Origin of the sequence: Streptomyces narbonensis (assembly GCF_014649015.1) — a bacterium.
In the GTDB taxonomy this organism is placed as follows: domain Bacteria; phylum Actinomycetota; class Actinomycetes; order Streptomycetales; family Streptomycetaceae; genus Streptomyces; species Streptomyces narbonensis.
The window spans coordinates 445,351-464,561 of record NZ_BMSF01000002.1 but is presented as its reverse complement, the minus strand read 5'-3'; the positions used below and the strand labels follow the sequence as shown (position 1 = coordinate 464,561).

Annotated in this window: 17 protein-coding genes; 10 read left to right on the top strand and 7 right to left on the bottom strand. The window is 71.3% G+C overall.

The window, feature by feature from the left end; all coding sequences use genetic code 11:
- Nucleotides 1-31: 31 nt before the first annotated feature.
- The 7 genes from ccrA (at nucleotide 32) to pssA (ending at nucleotide 7,813) form a co-directional block, all read left to right on the top strand.
- A complete protein-coding gene (gene ccrA / locus IE124_RS05660; RefSeq protein ID WP_056647276.1) occupies nucleotides 32-1,369 on the top strand; it encodes a crotonyl-CoA carboxylase/reductase in 1,338 nt (445 codons plus the stop codon).
- Nucleotides 1,370-1,386: 17 nt separating this feature from the next.
- Nucleotides 1,387-3,423 (top strand): protein meaA, encoded by a 2,037-nt coding sequence (locus IE124_RS05655; RefSeq protein ID WP_189505395.1) that lies wholly within the window; start codon nucleotides 1,387-1,389, stop codon nucleotides 3,421-3,423.
- Nucleotides 3,420-4,385: an HpcH/HpaI aldolase/citrate lyase family protein gene (locus tag IE124_RS05650; protein WP_189505393.1), complete on the top strand. Its 966-nt coding sequence runs from the start codon at nucleotides 3,420-3,422 to the stop codon at nucleotides 4,383-4,385. Before IE124_RS05655 ends, IE124_RS05650 begins: the two co-directional genes overlap by 4 nt.
- A 4-nt stretch (nucleotides 4,386-4,389) precedes the next feature.
- Complete coding sequence (locus IE124_RS05645) at nucleotides 4,390-4,914, top strand: MaoC family dehydratase (protein WP_019890462.1); 525 nt, start codon at nucleotides 4,390-4,392, stop codon at nucleotides 4,912-4,914.
- 2 nt (nucleotides 4,915-4,916) lie between these two features.
- Entirely contained in the window at nucleotides 4,917-6,122 is a 1,206-nt protein-coding gene (locus IE124_RS05640) for an acyl-CoA dehydrogenase family protein (protein ID WP_189505391.1), read from the top strand.
- A gap of 169 nt (nucleotides 6,123-6,291) precedes the next feature.
- Complete coding sequence (locus IE124_RS05635; RefSeq protein ID WP_189505389.1) at nucleotides 6,292-6,948, top strand: phosphatidylserine decarboxylase; 657 nt, start codon at nucleotides 6,292-6,294, stop codon at nucleotides 6,946-6,948.
- On the top strand, nucleotides 6,941-7,813 hold the full coding sequence (gene pssA, locus IE124_RS05630; protein WP_189505576.1) for a CDP-diacylglycerol--serine O-phosphatidyltransferase: 873 nt from the start codon (nucleotides 6,941-6,943) through the stop codon (nucleotides 7,811-7,813). The genes IE124_RS05635 and pssA overlap by 8 nt, the downstream gene beginning before the upstream one ends.
- Before the next feature lie 83 nt (nucleotides 7,814-7,896).
- Here the strand turns inward: pssA and IE124_RS35490 are convergent, their stop codons facing one another.
- Entirely contained in the window at nucleotides 7,897-8,916 is a 1,020-nt protein-coding gene (locus IE124_RS35490) for a GNAT family N-acetyltransferase (protein ID WP_189505387.1), read from the bottom strand.
- Nucleotides 8,917-8,974: 58 nt separating this feature from the next.
- Between IE124_RS35490 and IE124_RS05620 the strand changes: the two genes are divergently transcribed.
- Nucleotides 8,975-9,811, top strand: coding sequence for an NAD-dependent epimerase/dehydratase family protein (locus tag IE124_RS05620; RefSeq protein ID WP_189505385.1), 837 nt, complete (start codon nucleotides 8,975-8,977; stop codon nucleotides 9,809-9,811).
- Here the strand turns inward: IE124_RS05620 and IE124_RS05615 are convergent.
- Genes IE124_RS05615 through IE124_RS05595 form a run of 5 tightly spaced genes read right to left on the bottom strand, consistent with a single transcriptional unit; the run spans nucleotide 9,799 to nucleotide 14,782 of the window.
- Nucleotides 9,799-11,064: an ABC transporter substrate-binding protein gene (locus tag IE124_RS05615; RefSeq protein ID WP_189505383.1), complete on the bottom strand. Its 1,266-nt coding sequence runs from the start codon at nucleotides 11,062-11,064 to the stop codon at nucleotides 9,799-9,801. The genes IE124_RS05620 and IE124_RS05615 overlap by 13 nt on opposite strands.
- Entirely contained in the window at nucleotides 11,061-12,179 is a 1,119-nt protein-coding gene (locus IE124_RS05610) for a branched-chain amino acid ABC transporter permease (protein WP_189505381.1), read from the bottom strand. Before IE124_RS05610 ends, IE124_RS05615 begins: the two co-directional genes overlap by 4 nt.
- Nucleotides 12,172-13,062 carry a branched-chain amino acid ABC transporter permease gene (locus tag IE124_RS05605; RefSeq protein WP_189505379.1) on the bottom strand — a complete coding sequence of 297 codons (891 nt, stop codon included), beginning with the start codon at nucleotides 13,060-13,062 and terminating at the stop codon, nucleotides 12,172-12,174. The genes IE124_RS05610 and IE124_RS05605 overlap by 8 nt, the downstream gene beginning before the upstream one ends.
- Nucleotides 13,059-13,967, bottom strand: coding sequence for an ABC transporter ATP-binding protein (locus tag IE124_RS05600; protein ID WP_229832166.1), 909 nt, complete (start codon nucleotides 13,965-13,967; stop codon nucleotides 13,059-13,061). Before IE124_RS05600 ends, IE124_RS05605 begins: the two co-directional genes overlap by 4 nt.
- The gene (locus tag IE124_RS05595; RefSeq protein ID WP_189505377.1) at nucleotides 13,964-14,782 is read right to left on the bottom strand and encodes an ABC transporter ATP-binding protein; all 819 of its coding nucleotides are present in this window, start codon (nucleotides 14,780-14,782) and stop codon (nucleotides 13,964-13,966) included. Before IE124_RS05595 ends, IE124_RS05600 begins: the two co-directional genes overlap by 4 nt.
- A 194-nt stretch (nucleotides 14,783-14,976) precedes the next feature.
- Between IE124_RS05595 and IE124_RS05590 the strand changes: the two genes are divergently transcribed.
- Nucleotides 14,977-16,176, top strand: coding sequence for a PucR family transcriptional regulator (locus tag IE124_RS05590; protein ID WP_189505374.1), 1,200 nt, complete (start codon nucleotides 14,977-14,979; stop codon nucleotides 16,174-16,176).
- 79 nt (nucleotides 16,177-16,255) lie between these two features.
- On the opposite strand, the gene IE124_RS05585 is transcribed toward IE124_RS05590, so the two are convergent.
- Nucleotides 16,256-17,407: a glycerate kinase gene (locus tag IE124_RS05585; RefSeq protein ID WP_189505372.1), complete on the bottom strand. Its 1,152-nt coding sequence runs from the start codon at nucleotides 17,405-17,407 to the stop codon at nucleotides 16,256-16,258.
- 112 nt (nucleotides 17,408-17,519) lie between these two features.
- Between IE124_RS05585 and IE124_RS05580 the strand changes: the two genes are divergently transcribed.
- Nucleotides 17,520-19,211: a BCCT family transporter gene (locus IE124_RS05580; RefSeq protein WP_189505370.1), complete on the top strand. Its 1,692-nt coding sequence runs from the start codon at nucleotides 17,520-17,522 to the stop codon at nucleotides 19,209-19,211.

Below are 19,211 nucleotides of genomic sequence, written 5' to 3'. Positions count from 1 at the left end.
CCCTCAGGACGCTCACCGCCGGAGGCAACCCGTGAAGGAAATCCTGGCCGCGATCCAGTCGAAGGACGCCACGTCCGCCGACTTCGCGAACATCCCGCTCCCCGAGTCGTACCGGGGCATCACCGTCCACAAGGACGAGGCCGAGATGTTCGCCGGGCTCGCCAGCCGCGACAAGGACCCGCGCAAGTCGCTGCACCTCGACGACGTGCCCCTGCCCGAGCTCGGCCCGGGCGAGGCCCTGGTCGCCGTGATGGCCTCCTCGGTCAACTACAACTCGGTCTGGACCTCGATCTTCGAGCCGGTGTCGACCTTCGGCTTCCTGGAGCGCTACGGCCGCCTCAGCGACCTCAGCAAGCGCCACGACCTGCCGTACCACGTCATCGGCTCCGACCTCGCGGGCGTCGTGCTGCGCACCGGCCCCGGCGTCAACAGCTGGAAGCCCGGCGACGAGGTCGTCGCGCACTGCCTCTCGGTCGAGCTGGAGTCCTCCGACGGTCACAACGACACGATGCTCGACCCCGAGCAGCGCATCTGGGGCTTCGAGACCAACTTCGGCGGCCTGGCCGAGATCGCCCTCGTCAAGTCGAACCAGCTGATGCCGAAGCCCGGTCACCTCAGCTGGGAGGAGGCGGCCTCCCCGGGTCTCGTCAACTCCACCGCGTACCGCCAGCTGGTCTCCCGCAACGGCGCCGGCATGAAGCAGGGCGACAACGTCCTCATCTGGGGCGCGAGCGGCGGCCTCGGCTCGTACGCCACGCAGTTCGCCCTCGCCGGCGGCGCCAACCCGATCTGTGTCGTCTCCTCCCCGGAGAAGGCCGACATCTGCCGCGCGATGGGCGCCGACGCGGTCATCGACCGCAACGCCGAGGGCTACAAGTTCTGGAAGGACGAGAACACCCAGGACCCGCGCGAGTGGAAGCGCTTCGGCTCCAAGATCCGTGAGCTGACCGGCGGCGAGGACATCGACATCGTCTTCGAGCACCCTGGCCGCGAGACCTTCGGCGCCTCCGTGTACGTCACCCGCAAGGGCGGCACCATCACCACCTGCGCCTCCACCTCGGGCTACATGCACGAGTACGACAACCGCTACCTGTGGATGTCGCTCAAGCGGATCATCGGCTCGCACTTCGCCAACTACCGCGAGGCCTGGGAGGCGAACCGCCTGATCGCCAAGGGCAAGATCCACCCCACCCTGTCGAAGGTCTACTCCCTGGAGGAGACCGGCCAGGCCGCCTACGACGTCCACCGCAACCTGCACCAGGGCAAGGTCGGCGTCCTCGCGCTCGCGCCGCAGGAGGGCCTGGGCGTCAGCAACCCGGAGCTCCGCGAGAAGCACATCGACGCCATCAACCGCTTCCGTAACATCTGACCCCCGGGATCACAGAGATGACTGAGCGCCAGAAGGACCGGCCGTGGCTCATGCGGACCTATGCCGGTCACTCGACCGCCGAGGCGTCCAACGAGCTGTACCGGCGCAACCTCGCCAAGGGGCAGACCGGCCTCTCGGTCGCGTTCGACCTGCCGACGCAGACGGGCTACGACCCCGACCACATCCTCGCCCGCGGCGAGGTCGGCCGGGTCGGCGTCCCCGTCTCGCACCTCGGTGACATGCGACGGCTGTTCCAGGACATCCCCCTGGAGCAGATGAACACCTCGATGACCATCAACGCCACGGCGATGTGGCTCCTGGCGCTCTACCAGGTGGCCGCCGAGGAGCAGGGTGCGGACATCACCAAGCTCCAGGGCACCACCCAGAACGACATCGTGAAGGAGTACCTGTCGCGCGGGACGCACGTCTTCCCGCCCGGCCCCTCGCTCCGCCTCACGACGGACATGATCGCGTACACGGTCAACAACATCCCGAAGTGGAACCCGATCAACATCTGCAGCTACCACCTGCAGGAGGCGGGGGCCACTCCGGTCCAGGAGATCTCGTACGCGATGTCCACCGCGATCGCGGTGCTCGACTCGGTCCGCGACTCCGGTCAGGTCCCGGCGGACCGCTTCGGCGAGGTCGTCGCCCGTATCTCCTTCTTCGTGAACGCGGGCGTCCGCTTCATCGAGGAGATGTGCAAGATGCGCGCCTTCGGCCGCATCTGGGACAAGATCACCCACGAGCGGTACGGCATCGAGAACGAGAAGCAGCGCCGGTTCCGCTACGGCGTGCAGGTCAACTCGCTCGGTCTGACCGAGGCCCAGCCGGAGAACAACGTCCAGCGGATCGTCCTGGAGATGCTGGCCGTCACGCTCTCCAAGGACGCCCGCGCCCGGGCCGTGCAGCTGCCCGCCTGGAACGAGGCGCTCGGTCTGCCCCGGCCCTGGGACCAGCAGTGGTCGCTCCGCATCCAGCAGGTGCTGGCCCACGAGTCCGACCTGCTGGAGTACGAGGACATCTTCGCCGGCTCGCACGTGATCGAGGCCAAGGTCGACTCGCTCGTCGAGGAGTGCCTGGCCGAGATCGAGCGGATCCAGGAGATGGGCGGCGCGATGGCCGCCGTCGAGTCCGGTTACCTCAAGTCGCAGCTCGTCTCCTCGCACGCCGAACGGCGCGCCCGGATCGAGGCCGGCGACGAGAAGATCATCGGCGTCAACATCTTCCAGTCGACGGAGGAGAACCCCCTCACCGCCGACCTGGACACCGCGATCATGACGGTCGACCCGGCCGTCGAGGCCCGGGTGGTCGGCTCGCTGAAGACCTGGCGGGACAACCGCTACCAGCCGCCGTTCAACCACCCGCGCCCCTGCAAGGCCCTCGAACGCCTCAAGGAGGCCGCCAAGGGCACCGGCAACCTCATGGAGGCCACCCTCGAGTGCGCCCGCGCCGGGGTCACCACCGGAGAGTGGACCGAGGCGCTGCGCGAGGTCTTCGGCGAGTTCCGGGCGCCGACCGGTGTCTCCTCGGCCCCGGTCGCGGTGACGGCCGAGGCCGGCACGCCGCTGGCTCTCGTGCGGGAGAAGGTGGCGCGCACGGCCGAGGACCTCGGCGCCGGACGGCTGCGGCTGCTCGTCGGCAAGCCGGGCCTGGACGGGCACTCCAACGGCGCCGAGCAGATCGCCGTACGCGCCCGTGACGCCGGTTTCGAGGTGGTCTACCAGGGCATCCGGCTGACCCCCGAGCAGATCGTCAACGCGGCGCTCGCCGAGGACGTGCACTGCGTGGGACTGTCGATCCTCTCCGGCTCGCACGCCGAGCTGGTCCCGGACGTCCTCGACCGCCTCCGCGAGGCCGGCGCGACCGATGTGCCGGTCATCGTCGGCGGGATCATCCCGAACGCCGACGCCGCAGATCTGAAGCGCGCGGGTGTCGCCGCCGTCTTCACCCCGAAGGACTTCGGCATCACGGAGATCATCGGCCGTATCGTCGACGAGATCCGGCAAGCGAACAAGCTCAGCCCCCTTGAAAGTACGGAGGTCCCCGCATGACCAGCCCCGTGAACCGTCTGCGCCCGCGCCGCTCCTGCCTCGCGGTCCCCGGCTCCAACCCGCGGTTCCTGGAGAAGGCCCAGGGCCTCGCCGCCGACCAGGTCTTCCTCGACCTGGAGGACGCCTGCGCGCCGCTGGCCAAGCCCGAGGCCCGCCACACCATCGTGAAGTTCCTCAACGAGGGCGACTGGACCGGCAAGACCCGGGTCGTGCGGGTCAACGACTGGACGACCCACTGGACGTACCGCGACGTCGTCACGGTCGTCGAGGGCGCCGGCCAGAACCTCGACTGCATCATGCTGCCGAAGGTCCAGGACGCCCAGCAGATCGTCGCGCTCGACCTGCTGCTCACCCAGATCGAGAAGACGATGGGCTTCGAGGTCGGCAAGATCGGCATTGAGGCGCAGATCGAGAACGCCCAGGGCCTCGTCAACGTCAACGCGATCGCGCAGGCCTCCCAGCGCGTCGAGACGATCATCTTCGGCCCGGCCGACTTCATGGCCTCCATCAACATGAAGTCGCTGGTCGTGGGCGAGCAGCCGCCGGGCTACCCGGCCGACGCCTACCACCACATCCTGATGAGCATCCTGATGGCCGCCCGCGCCAACAACCTCCAGGCGATCGACGGCCCCTACCTCCAGATCCGCAACCCGGAGGGCTACAAGGCCGTCGCGCAGCGCGCCGCCGCCCTGGGCTTCGACGGCAAGTGGGTGCTGCACCCGGACCAGGTCGCCGCCGCGAACGAGATCTTCTCGCCGTCGCAGGAGGACTTCGACCACGCCGAGCTCATCCTCGACGCGTACGACTACTACACGTCCGAGGCCGGCGGGAAGAAGGGCTCCGCGATGCTCGGCGACGAGATGATCGACGAGGCCTCCCGCAAGATGGCCCTGGTCATCTCCGGCAAGGGCCGCGCCGCCGGTATGCAGCGCACCAGCAAGTTCGAGATCCCGGAGGCGTAGCACCATGCAGTTCGGCCGTACCTACGAAGAGTTCGAAGTCGGTGCCGTCTACAAGCACTGGCCCGGAAAGACGGTCACCGAGTACGACGACCACCTCTTCTGTCTGCTGACGATGAACCACCATCCGCTGCACATGGATGTGAATTACGCCGAGAACACGACGGACTTCGGCAAGAACGTCGTCGTCGGCAACTACATCTACTCGCTGCTGCTCGGCATGTCCGTGCCGGACGTCTCCGGCAAGGCCATCGCCAACCTGGAGATCGAGTCGCTGCGGCACGTGGCGCCGACCTTCCACGGCGACACGATCTACGGCGAGACGACGGTCCTGGACAAGACGCCGTCGAAGTCGAAGAACGACCGCGGCATCGTCTACGTCGAGACCAAGGGCTACAAGCAGGACGGCACCCTCGTGTGCGTCTTCCGCCGCAAGGTGATGGTGCCCACCGAGACGTACATCAAGGAGCGCGGCGGCGAGCAGCCCGGCCGCCCCGAGCTGATCGAGCCCTCCAAGAAGTCGGAGAAGTAGCCATGGCGCGTCTCGCCCAGACCCACGGTCTGACCGATGTCCAGCAGGAGATCCTCGCCACCGTCCGGGATTTCGTCGACAAGGAGATCATTCCGGTCGCGACGGAGCTGGAGCACCGCGACGAGTACCCCCAGCAGATCGTGGACGGGCTCAAGGAGCTCGGCGTCTTCGGTCTGATGATCCCCGAGGAGTACGGGGGCCTGGGCGAGTCGCTGCTCACCTACGCGCTGTGCGTGGAGGAGATCGCCCGTGGCTGGATGTCGGTCTCCGGCATCATCAACACGCACTTCATCGTCGCGTACATGCTGAAGCAGCACGGCACGCAGGAGCAGAAGGAGTACTTCCTTCCGCGGATGGCGGCCGGCGAGACGCGCGGCGCCTTCTCGATGTCGGAGCCGGGCCTCGGCTCGGACGTGTCCGCCATCACCTCGAAGGCGGTGAAGGACGGCGACGAGTACGTCCTCAACGGCCAGAAGATGTGGCTGACGAACGGCGGGACGTCAACGCTGGTCGCCGTTCTCGTCCGAAGTGACGAAGGACACCCGGAGGGCACCGCGCCCCACAAGTCGATGACGACCTTCCTCGTCGAGAAGGAGCCCGGCTTCGGAGAGGTCCGCCCCGGCCTCACCATTCCCGGGAAGATCGACAAGATGGGTTACAAGGGCGTCGACACGACCGAACTCATCATGGACGGACTGCGCATTCCGGCCAATCGGGTGCTCGGCGGCACGACGGGCCGTGGGTTTTACCAAATGATGGACGGCGTGGAAGTCGGCCGTGTGAACGTGGCGGCGCGTGGTTGCGGTGTCGCGCAGCGTGCTTTCGAACTGGGTGTCTCGTATGCCCAGCAACGTCACACTTTCGGCAAGCCGATCGCCGAACACCAGGCGATTCAGTTCAAGCTTGCCGAGATGGCTACCAAGGTCGAGGCCGCTCATGCCATGATGGTGAACGCAGCACGCAAAAAGGACTCCGGGGAACGAAACGACCTCGAAGCAGGGATGGCGAAGTACCTCGCCTCCGAATACTGCAAGGAGGTCGTCGAGGATGCCTTCCGCATTCACGGCGGGTACGGGTTCTCGAAGGAGTACGAGATCGAGCGTCTCTACCGTGAGGCGCCGATGCTGCTCATCGGTGAAGGTACCGCCGAGATCCAGAAAATGATCATTGGTCGTCGGCTGCTCGAGGAGTACCGCTTCCAGGGTTGATTGTCGCGTTTGAGTCGGTTCGGCCGCGAAGAAGATCACACCCTGTGTTCGTCTTCCGGCCGTCGACTCGGTTCCTGGCTTGCCCAGTTGCGCCCCGCAACCGATAGCATCGCCGGAAAGCCGCCGTCCCCCATTGCCCGTGCGGCATCATCCGCTACGAAGGTCATCCATGCCCGACAGTCGAACCTCTGCACACCGCGACAGCCCCAAGGGCGTACGCATCGCACGCGGAGCATCGCCGTGGCTTCTGCCGACCGTGGCCACCGCGGCGCTCAGCCTCGTGCGCTCCCGCAAGTCGAAGCGCGCCGCGGCCATCGCCGTGCCGACCACCGCTCTCGCGGCCGGCATGCTCTGGTTCTTCCGCGACCCCGAGCGCGAGATCGCTCAGGGCCGGGTCATCTCCCCCGCCGACGGTGTGGTGCAGAGCATCATGCCGTGGAAGGACGGGCGCACCCGGGTCGCCATCTTCATGAGCCCCCTGAATGTCCACGTCAACCGCGCGCCGCTGTCCGGCACCGTGACCTCCGTGGAGCACGTCCCCGGTGGGTTCGTCCCGGCGTTCAACAAGGAGAGCGAGAACAACGAGCGCGTTGTCTGGCACTTCGACACCGAGCTCGGCGACATCGAGATGATCCAGATCGCGGGTGCCGTGGCACGACGCATCGTGCCGTACATCCCGCAGGGGACGAAGGTCGAGCAGGGTGACCGGATCGGTCTGATCCGCTTCGGCTCGCGGGTCGACATCTACCTCCCGGAGGGTGTCGAGGTCGCCGTCGAGGTCGGCCAGACCACGACCGCGGGGGTGACTCGCATTGACCGTGATTGATCCCGACACACGGGCTGCCGAATGGGCTGCCGACGCCGAGGCGGAGGCGGCCGAAGAGGCCGAGGAGATGCCGCTGTCGTTGAGGCTGTCCATAGCGGACGCCCTCACGCTCGGTAACGCCACGTGCGGATTCATGGCGGTCTACTTCACGACGACCGGCATCCTGATCCCGCACCTCACCGGCAGCACGGAGACCGGCATGGCGCGCAACAGCGCCGCCACCGCCGTGATCCTGATGCTGGCCGCGGCGATCTTCGACCTCTTCGACGGCATCGTGGCGCGCAAGCTCCGCAGCTCGCCGATGGGCGCCGAGCTCGACAACCTGTCGGACCTCATCAGCTTCGGTCTGGCCCCGGCCTACTTCGTCCTCGTGTACGGAATGGTCGCGGTGCCGGACGGCGCGCAGCAGAAGGTCTCGGCGGTGGCCGCGGTCGCGGTGCTGCTCGCCGTGGTGCTGAGGCTCGCGAGATTCTCGTGCGTGACCATGAAGGACGGCATGTTCCAGGGCATGCCGAGCCCCTTCGGCGCGCTGACGGTCGTCTCGATCGTGCTGCTCGAGCTGCCGTTCGTCCCGACGCTCCTCGCGATCATCGGCGTGGCCTGGCTGATGGTGAGCCGGGTCGAGTACCCCAAGCCGCGGGGTGTCCTCGCGGTGGCGATGCTCGCCTGGATCGTCGGAGCGATGGGCATGCTGGCCGCCTGGGCGTTCGACGCCCCGGGCGGGGCGTTCCTGCTCCAGACCGGGTGCGCGCTCCAGGTGGTGATGGGCGCCGTGATCCCCCTCTTCGCGACGGCCCGCCGGGTGAACACCTTCCGCGGCAACCGGCGTGAGAGCCGGGAGGCCCGCGCGGCGCAGCTGCGCTAGCGGAACGAACGAGTGGTACGTGCAGGGCCCCGGGAGGCGACAAGCCTCCCGGGGCCCTTTCGTGTGCCCGGCGGCGGGTGCCTTCAGCCGAGGCGCTTGTAGTACAGCGTGGTGGGGCGGAGCGTGCCGGCCGGGTCGGCGGCGAAGTCCGGGATCGTGCCGGCGGCGGTCCAGCCCGCTCCTCGGTAGAGGCGCTCGGCGGGGCTGTCGGTCTGCGTGTCCAGGACGAGCAGGGTGAGGCCGGTCGCGGCGGCGTGGGCCTCGGCCGTGTCGAGCAGGCGCCGGCCGAGGCCGCGGCCGCGGGCGGAGCTGTGGACGAGGAGCCGGGCGATCTCGCCGCGGTGCCGGCCGTTGGCGGTGCCGGTACGGACGAGGGTCACGACACCGGTCAGGGTCCCGTCCGGTGCGTGGGCGGCCCAGACGTCCCGTACGCCCGCCGCGGCGTCCTCGGCGACGCCCGACCACCAGGCGGCCGCCCCGGCCGTCTCCAGGGGCGCCAGGAAGCCCACGGAGGCCCCGCCGTCGACGGCGTCCACGAGGAGCGCGGCGAGACCGCCGGCGGCGTGGGCCCGTACGGCGTCGGGAGACAGGCGCGCGACGGCGTCGATCGGCTTCTCCAGGCACAGGAGGTCCGGCCGCTCGTCCCAGGGGGCGACGGTGGCGAAGCCGAGGCTCCGGTAGAGGGCGAGCGGCTCCTCGCGCCAGGACCAGACCGTGAGGCGGACGGCGGGCGCCCCGGAGGCGGCGGCCCGGCGGAGGGCCTCGGTCATGAGCGCCTTCGCGAGACCCTTCCGCCGCGCCTCGGGGGCGACCCAGAGCCGCTTGATCTCGGGCGGCCGGCCCTCGCGGGGCGCCTTGAGGACGACACAGCCGGCCGGGGCGTCCGCGCCCGCGGGAGTGGCCAGCAGGACCGTGTCGGCGGCGAAGGCGGCGGCGGGGTCCTCGGCCTCGACGCGGTATGCGGCCGGGAGCTCCGCGACCGTGGCCACGGTCGTCCCCTTCTCGGCCTGGTTGACGAGGTGGTAGGCGCCGAGCAGGCCTGCCAGATCCGGGTGGGAGCGGTTCTCCTCGATGGCGATGTGCGCGGTCGTACGAGCAGTCATGGCCCGAGCTTCACACCGGGATGTTTCCGGGAGGTGAAGATCTTTTACCCTGGGGTGCATGCGTGTACTGGTCGCGGGCGCCACGGGCGCCGTGGGTCGTCAGCTCCTCCCCCGCCTCGAAGCGGCGGGGCACGAGGTCATCGGGATCTCCCGGCGCGGTCCGCGCCCGGTGGACGTGCTGGATGCCGGGGCGGTGCGCCGGGCGGTGGCCGAGGCCGCGCCGGACGCCGTGGTCCACCAGCTGACGGACCTGGGCGGCGCGGACGGCGCCGCGAACAACCGGGTGCGGGTCGAGGGCACCCGGAATCTCGTGGACGCGGCGCGGGCGGCGGGCGTCGGACGGATCGTCGCGCAGTCGATCAGCTGGGCGTACGCCCCCGGGGACGCGCCCGCCGACGAGTCCGTACCGCTCGACGGGACGGAGGAGCTGCCCCGGGCGCGGATCGTCGCCGGGGTGCGGGCCCTGGAGGCCGTGGTGTCCGAGCTCCCCGAGGCCGTGGTCCTGCGGTACGGGATTCTCTACGGGCCCGGCACCTGGTACGCGCCGGGCGGCGCGGTGGCCGCCGCGCTGGCCGGGGACCCGGAGGCCCGGTTCCTGGGCAGCACGGCGGCGGACGCCTCGGTGAGCTCGTTCGTGCACGTCGCCGATGCCGCCGACGCGGCCGTACGGGCCCTGGCGTGGCCCTCTGGGGCGTACAACGTGGTGGACGACGAGCCGGCCGCCGGTCACGACTGGCTGCCGGTCCTGGCGGAGGCGCTCGGGGTGCCGGCCCCGGCGCGGGCCGAGGGGCGGACGCCCTGGGCCCGGGGCGCGGTGAACGCCCGGGCCCGGGCCCTCGGCTGGGACCCGGCCCGCCCGTCCTGGCGGACCGGGTTCACGGATCAGGGCGTGTAGGACTTCGCCGCCTCCGCGACGAAGGGCTGCCGGACCGTGCGCATGCCGCCGGGGACGGACTTGTCGGGCTGGATGATGACGGACTCGCGGGAGGACGGTGCCTTCGGGTCGCCCAGGTCGTGGGTCATGCCGAAGCCCGCGTCGTGGGCCTTCAGGCTCAGGAGCGCCTTGTCGACGCCCTCACGGGTGAGGTCCTTGTCCGCGCAGGCCTTCTTCAGGGCCTCGCCGAAGACGCCGGCCGCGGTCCAGCCGGCGACGATGCCGTTGTCGAGGCTGTCGCCCGGGTAGGCGGCCTGGTAGTCGGCGACGAGCTTCTTCGCCGTCGGGGTGTCCGCGCCGATGGGCAGGCTCGGCGAGGCGAACCAGTACATCTTCTCCAGGGCGGGGCCCGCCTGGGTGCCGAGGAGCTGCGGCGCGAACGCCGAGTTGTTGCCGACGACCGGGACCTTGAGGCCGGTGGCCGCGGCGACGCCGACGAGCGAGGCGGCCTGGCGGGGGCCGGCGCTGATGACGACCGCCTTGACCCCGGCCTGCTTGAGCGCGGAGACCTGCGCCGACATGTCGTTGTCGGTGGGCTTGATCTTCTGCTCGACGACGGTCACGCCGGCCTTCTCGGCCGCGTACTTCGAGCCCTTCAGCGCGTTCTCGCCGTAGTCGCCCTCGAAGTAGACGTGGCCGAGCTTGTCGCCGGACTTCAGGCCCTTCTCCTTGAGCAGGAAGTCGACGGCGTTGATCGTCTCGACGTCGTAGGTGGCGCCGAGGACGCGGATGTACGGGGAGCCGAGCAGCGAGGCGGACCAGGCCTGGGGCAGGACGAGCCCCTTGTCCTTGGTGTCGACCTGGGGCTTGACCGCGGCGACGAACGGGGAGCCGATGAACTGGGTGTAGCCGACGACCTTCGGCTCCAGCTCGGTGTAGGCGGCGAGCGCCTTCTGCGGGTCGTAGCCGTGGTCGCGGACCGTGAGCGCGAGCTGTCGGCCGCAGATCCCGCCGGCGGCGTTGACCTGCTTCACGTACAGCTGCTGGGCCTGGGTGACGCTCTTGCCGAGGGTCGCGTACACGCCGGTCATGTCGGTGAGGGCGCCGAGCGTGATCGTCTTGTCGGTGACGCCCTCGCCGGTCTGCACCCCGCCCGCGCCGGTCTGCTTGCCGTCGCCGGTCTTGGCCTTGGAGCTGCATCCGGCGGCGGTGAGGGCGACCAGTGCGGCGAGCGCGGCGGCCAGGCCCCGCACGGCCTGTCTGCGGTGGGTCATCGTGTCTCCCCAGAGGGTTCGGTGATGGTGGGTGTGGGGCTTTGGGTTGTGGGGCTCTTGGGTTTCCGGACCGCGAGGCGGGCCAGGCCGCCGGGCAGGAAGAGCACCACCGCGACGACGGCGGCGCCGTAGAGGTAGCGCGAGGCCTCCCCCGGTGCGATCCCGCCCGTCCCCGGGGCGGAGACCAGGGGCAGCGCGTCGCTGTACCGGGTGAGGAGCTGCGGCAGGAGGGAGACGAAGACGCCTCCGGCGACCGCGCCGGCGACCGAGCCGAGACCGCCGATGACGATCATGGCCAGGTATTCGAGCGAGAGCGCCATCCCGAAGTACTCCGGCACGGTGCGCTGGAAGACCAGGGCGAGCAGGACGCCCGCCAGGCCCGCGTACATGGAGGAGAGGACGAAGACGGCGGCGCGGTAGCGGGCCACGGGGATGCCCATGACCCCGGCGGCGATCCGGTGGTCCCGGATCGCGTTCATGGCGCGTCCCGGGCGGCCCCTGAGGACTCCTCGGGCGAAGAGGAACCCGCCGAGGAGGAGGGCGAGGCCCAGATACCAGAGCTTCTCGACGGCGCCGAACGGGACCTGGGCGACGAGGAGTTCGGTGTCGTCGAAGGTGAGACCGAAGAGGGAGAGCGGCGGGACGGCGCGGCCGTTGTAACCGCCGGTGAGGTCATGGGCGTTGAAGAGGACGTGCTGCCCGATGAAGATCAGCGCGAGGGTGGCGATGCCGAGGTACGCGCCGCGCAGCCGGCCCGCGATGGGGCTGAACACCCCGCCGGCCAGGCCCGCGAGAGCCACCGCGAGGACGGCGGCGAGCCAGCCGGGCAGTCCGAGACCGGCGAGGCCGTCCGTGCCGTCACCGGCGAAGAGGCAGTAGCCGTAGGCGCCGACGGCAAGGAAGAAGGCGTGTCCCATGGAGAGTTGGCCGGTGGCACCGGTCAACAGGTTGATGCCCAGGGCGCCGAGGGCCGCGGCCATGGCGAACAGCCCTGCCTGGAGCCAGAACCGGTCCAGGTAGAACGGGAGCGCGACGAGGACGAGGGCGGCCGCGGCCCAGCCGTACACCGCGGGGGTACGGACCCGCAGGCCGCTCCGGGCGAGGGTCTCAGACACGGGCGAGCTCCTTCGTACCGAAGAGTCCGGCCGGGCGGATCAGCAGCACCGCGACCATGACGAGGTAGGGGGCGAGGTCGCCGATGCCCCGGCCGAGGAAGGCCAGGTCGCTCTGGTAGCCGGTGGCGAGGGACTCGGTGATGCCGACGAGGAGTCCGCCGACGAGGGCGCCCGTGGTGGAGTCGAGACCGCCGAGGATCGCGGCGGGGAAGGCCTTCAGGGCGGCGAGCGAGGTGGCCCGCTCCAGTCCGGGGGTCGGGAAGACGGTGAGGAAGAGCGCGGCGACGGCGGCGAGCGCGCCGGCGACCGCCCAGGCCCCGAGCGAGACCCGGCCGAGCCTGATGCCCATGAGGGCGGCGGTCTCCTGGTTCTCGGCGGCGGCGCGCATGGCGACGCCCCAGGAGGTGTAGCGGAAGGCGAGCAGGAAGGCGGTGATGAGGAGGCCCGCCACGAGGAGCGCGGCGATCCGGGTCTGGGCGATGGTGACGGGGCCGACCGTGAGGACGGCGTCGCCCCACGGGTCGCCGAGGGCGAGGATGTCGGTGCCGATCCGGCGGGTCAGCTCGGTGGCGAGCAGGATGTCGACGCCGATGGTGACGATCGCGAGGACGCTGTGGTCGGCGCCCCGGTGGCGGCGCATCACGAAGAACTCCACGGCCGCGCCGACCACCGCAGCGCCCGCGATGCCTGCGAGCAGCGCGGGCCAGAAGCCGATCTCGTCGTGGAGCACGGCGGTGACGTAGCCGCCGGCCAGGAGGAGGGAGGCGTGGGCGAAGTTGACGACCTCGGTGGCGCGGAAGATGACCACGAAACCGAGGGCGATGAGGGCGTAGATCGAGCCCAGTGAGACGCCGTTGATCAGGAACTCGGCGAAGGTGCTCACGCGGCGGTCTCCTCTCCGAGGTAGGCGCGGACGACCGCCGGGTCGTTCTGGACGTCGCCGGGGGTTCCGTCGGCGATGCGGCGGCCGAAGTCGAGGACGGTGACGGAGTCGGCGAGCCGCATCACCAGGCCCATGTCGTGCTCGACGAGCAGGACCGAGATGCCGAGGCCGTCGCGGACGCCCGCGATGACGGAGGCGGTACGGCGCCGCTCGTCGGCGGTCATGCCGGCGACGGGCTCGTCGAGGAGCAGCAGCTTCGGCTCCATGCAGAGGGCGCGGGCCAGTTCGGCGAGCTTCTGCTGCCCGTACGGGAGGGAGCCCGCGGGCTGCGCGAGCTGCTTCTCCAGGCCGACGAAGGCGGCGATCTCCCGGACCCTGGCCCGGTGGCGGGCCTCCTCGCGGGCGGCGGAGGGGAGCCGGAGGCCCGCGGCGAGGAAGCCGGTGCGGGTGAGCCGGTGGCGGCCGAGCATCAGGCTGTCCTCGACGGTGGCGCGGGGCGGCAGGGCCAGGTTCTGGAAGATCCGGCCGACGCCGAGGTCCGCGATCCGGTGCGGGGGCAGGGCGGTCAGTTCGTGCGCGCCGAGGCGGACGGAGCCGGCGGTGGCCCGGTAGACGCCGGAAAGCACGTTGAAGCAGGTGGACTTGCCGGCGCCGTTGGGGCCGATGAGGGCGTGGACGGTGCCGGGCCGGACGGTGAAGCCGATGCCGTCGAGGGCGGTGAGCCCGGCGAACCGTACGGTCAGGTCCTCGACGACGAGCGCGGGGACGTCGGGGCCGGTGACGGGGCCGATGACGGAGTCGGTGGGGTCGGCCTGTGGGGATGCCCCGTTCGGGTCGGCCGGTCCGGATGTCCCGCTCGGGTCGGCCGGGTCCGGCGGTCCCGGCAGGGGTGCGTCGTCGGTCATCGGGTCTCCTCCCAGCGGGACAGGACCGGGTGCGCGGCGCGGGCGTCGGCCGCGTCGGCGGCGGCGTCCTCGTCGACCACGCCCAGATAGCGGCGGCGGACCTCGTCGGAGGCGGCGAGCTCGGCGGCGGGACCGGCGAGGGTGACCTCGCCGACCTCCAGGACGTACGCGCGGGAGGCGAGGCGCAGGGCGAGCGCCGCGTTCTGCTCGACGAGGAGCACCGCCGTGCCCTGGGCGTTGATCTCGCGGACGGCGTCCGCGATCCGCGCGGCCATCAGCGGGGCGAGGCCGAGCGAGGGCTCGTCGAGGAGGAGCAGTCCCGGCGCGGCCATCAGGGCGCGGCCGACGGCGAGCATCTGCTGCTCGCCGCCGGAGAGCAGCCCGGCCTGCTGGCGGGCGCGGTCGGCGAGGACCGGGAAGAGCTCGTGGACCCGGCGCAGCGCGGCGGCCTTCGCGGCGCGGTCGCCGCGCCGGCCGAGGGCGCCCGCGCGCAGGTTGTCCTCGACGGTCATCCGGGCGAAGACCTGGCGGCCCTCCGGCACCTGGGAGACCCCGGCGGCGACGACCCGGTCGGGCGGCAGCCCGTCGAGCGGCCGGCCGTCGCGGCTCACCGTGCCGGAGACCACGGACCCGCCGTGGAACCGCAGGGTGCGCGAGACGGCCCGCAGCAGGGTCGACTTGCCGGCGCCGTTGCCGCCCAGGACGGTGACGACGGCGCCCGCCGGTACGGTCAGCGACACCTGGCGCAGCGCGCGCACCGGTCCGTATCCCGCCGTGAGGTCTTTGACCTCCAGGGCGGGTGCGGTTCCTCCCATGGATCCCCTTCCCCGGCCGCCTTTGTTACTCGGCCGTTCAGTGGCGCTCACCCCAGCACCGCGCCGGACCGCCCGTCCACGCCCGGCGGCCGAATCGCTGCCGGTGACCAGCGGGGACGGCGATGGGCTGTGCATGCGCACAACGCTGCGCGTCAGGGGTGTGCCAGGGGCCCGTGGCGGTGGATCCTCCGGGCATGGGACGGCGCAGACGGCGGACCGGTGACGACTGGAAGGTGCTCGCGGGGGCGTGCACGACGCTTCTGGAGCGCGTACCGGAGCTGGTGGACGAGCATCTGAGGGAGCTGCACGCGTACGAGCCCGCCTACGGGCGGATCCTGCCGTACGACCAGCACTGGCAGGAGGCCCACGAGGCGATGCGGATCGGGATCGAGATGATCTCGGCACCCCGGAACTCGCCCCGGCGGGACCTCGAACACGCGGAGGAGATGGGCAGGCGGCGGGCCGCGCAGGGCATGCCGCTGGAGCTGGTCGTGCACGCGTACCGGCATGCCGGGCACCTGGTGTGGGACGCGCTGATCGAGGGCGCGGCGGCGGACGCGGCGCAGCTGGCGGCGCTGATGCAGTCGGCGACGACGGTGTGGTCGGCGGTGGACGCGCAGGCGGACACGGCGTCGGAGGCGTACCGGTCGAGGGAGGCGGAGCTGCGCCGCCGGACCGACGAGCAGCTCCAGGCGCTCCTGGACGCGCTGCTCCAGGGGCAGCGGGCGCCCGAGCTGGTGGCGCGGGCGGCGGCGGGTCTGGACCTGCCGGAGCAGGGGCGGTACGCGGTGGTGGTGCTGCGCTACGACCGGCGGGAGGAGCGGGAGCCGTTCCACCGGCAGGTGCAGGGCGAGGGGGTGCGGTTCCTGTGGCGGATGGGCGCTGACTGCGAGATCGGCGTGGTGGCGCTGGCCGGTGAGACCGGTCTGGACGCGCTGTCGGAGCTCCTCGACGGGCGCTGCCCGGGGCCGGGCGGGATCAGTCCCGTCGTGGTCGGCCTGACGGAGCTGGGGCGGGCGCGCCGCCTCGCGGAGCTGGCCCTGCGCACGTGCCCGCCGGGGAGCCGGCAGATCGTGCGGCTGGACCGCCGGATGGCGGGGGCGCTGGTGGTGGGCCAGCCGGAGATGGCGAGCCTGCTGGTCTCGGACGTCCTGGGCGGCCTCCTGGAACTGGACCCGGCGGACCGGGCGGTCCTCCTGGAGACGCTGGACGTGTGGCTCGACTGCGAGGGCTCGGCGGGCCGGGCGGCGAGCCGCCTGTACTGCCACCGGAACACGGTCTTCAACCGGCTGCGCCGCCTGGAGCAGCTGACGTCACGATCCCTGTCCCGGCCGCGGGACCTCACGGAGATGACGCTGGCCCTGGACGCGTTCCGGCTGACGGCCCAGGGGTGAGGGGTACGCGTACGGGCCCAGGGGTGAGGGATACGCGTACGGGCACGGGGTCGACAGCGCCCCGGGCCCGTACGGACGGCTACGCCAGGAAGTCCCGGGCGATGGCGGCGGACACTTCCTCCAGGAGCGGGCCCGCGTTCGGCATGGACTTCGCCGGGTCCGGCTCCAGTGCCGTCAGCGGGTACGCGCGGCGGATGCCCGCCTTGCCGAGGGCCTCGGGGGGCAGGGCCAGGCGGCCGCAGACCGCGACGACCTCCTTGCCGGCCGCGCGCGCCGCGGCGGCGACGCCCGCCGGGGCCTTGCCGTGCAGGGTCTGCTCGTCGAGGGAGCCCTCGCCGGTGATGACGAGGGTGGCCCGCTCCAGGGCGGGGGCGAAGCCGAGGACCTCCAGCATCAGCTCGATGCCGGGGCGGAAGCTCGCGCCGAGGATGAGCGCGCCGTAGCCGATGCCGCCCGCGCCGCCGGCGCCGGGGGCCACGGCCGCTTCGGCCGCCTTGGGGCCGATGGCCTTCTCCAGGACGGTGGCGAAGTGGGCGAGGGCCGCGTCGAGGGTGCGGACGTCGTCCGGGGTGGCGCCCTTCTGGGGGCCGTAGACCGCGGGGGCGCCCTTGGGGCCGGTGAGCGGGTTGTCGACGTCGCTCGCGAGGATCAGGTCGACGTCCGCGAAGCGCGGGTCGAGGCCGCTGAGGTCGGCCGTGGCGAGGTCGGCGAGCGGCGCGCCGCCGGGGCCGACGGGCTCGCCGGCCGCGTCGAGGAAGCGGGCGCCGAGCGCCGCGAGCATGCCGGCGCCGCCGTCGGTGGTGGCGCTGCCGCCGACACCGAAGACGATGGTGGTCGCGCCGGCGTCGAGGGCCGCGCGGAGGAGTTCACCGGAGCCGTACGTGGTCGCGGTGAGCGGGGCGAAGACCCCGGTGGGCAGGAGCTGGAGGCCGGAGGCCTCCGCCATCTCGACGACCGCCGTGGTGCCGCGCAGCGCGTACGCCGCGGTGACCTGCTCGCCGAGCGGTCCCGTCACCCGCACCTCGCGGCGCTCGAACCCGGCCGCGACCGCGGCCGCGACCGTGCCGTCGCCGCCGTCGGCGACGGGCAGGGTCTCCACCGTCAGCTCGGGGACGACCCGTCGCAGTCCTGCTGTGACCCGCTCCGCGACCTGTACGGCCGTGAGCGAACCCTTGAACTTGTCAGCCGCCACGAGCACGTGAGCGACCTGAGTTGCTGCTCCGTCCGTCACCTTGCATCCCTTGCTTTCGAACGTGCAGTCGCGCCAGGGCAGACCCTATCCGTACCGCCAGACGGCGTGCCACCCCCTGATAAAGCGATATTCCGCACCATAGTGGGTTCACATGAGCACGGAACCCACGCAACCGATCGAACGTACCCCGCGTGATCGGTACGCGCCCGACGGCAAGGTCATCGGGATCGGGGCCGCGGCCGTCGTGGCCGTCGTCGCCTGGGCGGCTCTGGGTGAGAGCTCCTTCGACAGCGCGTCGTCGACGGCGCTGCGGTGGGTGCTGTCCAACTTCGCCTGGCTCTTCGTGATCGCGGCGGACACCTTCCTCGTGCTGTGCGTCGTGATCGCGGCGAGCCGCTTCGGCCGGATCCGGCTCGGCGCGGACGACTCGGAGCCCGAGTTCACGAACCTGGCGTGGATCGCGATGATGTTCAGCGCCGGCATGGGCATCGGGCTGATGTTCTACGGGGTCGGGGAGCCGCTCACGCATTTCCTGAGCCCTCCCCCGGCGAGCGGGATCCCGGCCGGGACCGGCGCGGCGGCCCGTACCGCGATGGAGTACTCGTTCTTCCACTGGACGCTCACGCCGTGGGCGATCTACGGGATCGCGGGCCTCGCCCTGGCGTACGCGGGCTTCCGCAAGGGCCGCGGCAACCGGCTCAGCTCCGCCTTCGTGCCGCTGATGGGCGAGCGGCGGGCGGGCTCCTGGCCGGGGAGGGCGATCGACCTGCTGGCGGTCTTCGCGACCGTCTTCGGTACGGCGACGAGCCTCGGGCTCGGGGCGCTCCAGGTGGCGGAGGGGCTGAACCTGACGATGGGCGTGGAGAACTCCACCTCCACCCAGCTGATCGTGATCGTCTCGCTGTCGGCGGCCTTCGTGCTGTCGGCGTTCTCGGGGCTCAACAAGGGCGTCAAGTGGCTCTCCACGATCAACATCGTCCTCGCCGCCTGTCTGATGCTCTTCGTCTTCCTGCTCGGGCCGACCGTCTACGTCCTGGACACCATCCCGGCCTCGGTCGGCGGCTATCTGCACCAGCTTCTGCCGATGGCGAGCCGGACCGGCGCCTTCACCGACCCCGACTGGCTGGGGGTGTGGACGATCTTCTACTGGGCGTGGTGGCTGTCCTGGGCGCCGTTCGTCGGTACCTTCATCGCCCGCATCTCGCACGGCCGGACGATCCGCGAGTTCCTGACGGGGGTGCTGCTCGTGCCCTCCGGCGCGACCGTGGTGTGGTTCTGCGTCATGGGCGGTACGGCGATCCGGCTGGAGTCGACGGGCGCGGCGGACCTGGCGACGACGATGAAGGACGGGCCGGAGGCCTCGCTGTTCGCGATGCTGGAGGCGCTGCCCATCGGCACGGTCACCTCGGTGATCGCGATGATCCTGGTCATGACGTACTTCGTCACGAGCGCGGACTCGGCCTCGCTGGTCATGGGCTCGCTGACGAGCGGCGGCTCGCTCCATCCGCCGACCTGGCTCGTGGTGACCTGGGGCGTGCTGATGGCGGCGGTGGCGGCGGTGCTGCTCGTGGTGGGCGGGCTGAACTCGCTCCAGACGGCGACGATCCTGGTGGCGCTGCCGTTCGTGGTGGTCATGCTCGCGCTGTGCTTCGCGCTCCTGAAGGAGCTGCGGGAGGACCCGGGCGCCGGCCCGGTCCGGCACCACGCGCTGCACGGACTGCGGGACGCGGTGCGGACGCTGGTCGGCGAGGCGATGACGGAGCAGGCCGGGGACCGGCACCACCCGCAGGGCCGGGCCGCGAGGGCCCGTACCGACGGGGAGCCTCCCGAGGGCGAGGCCTGA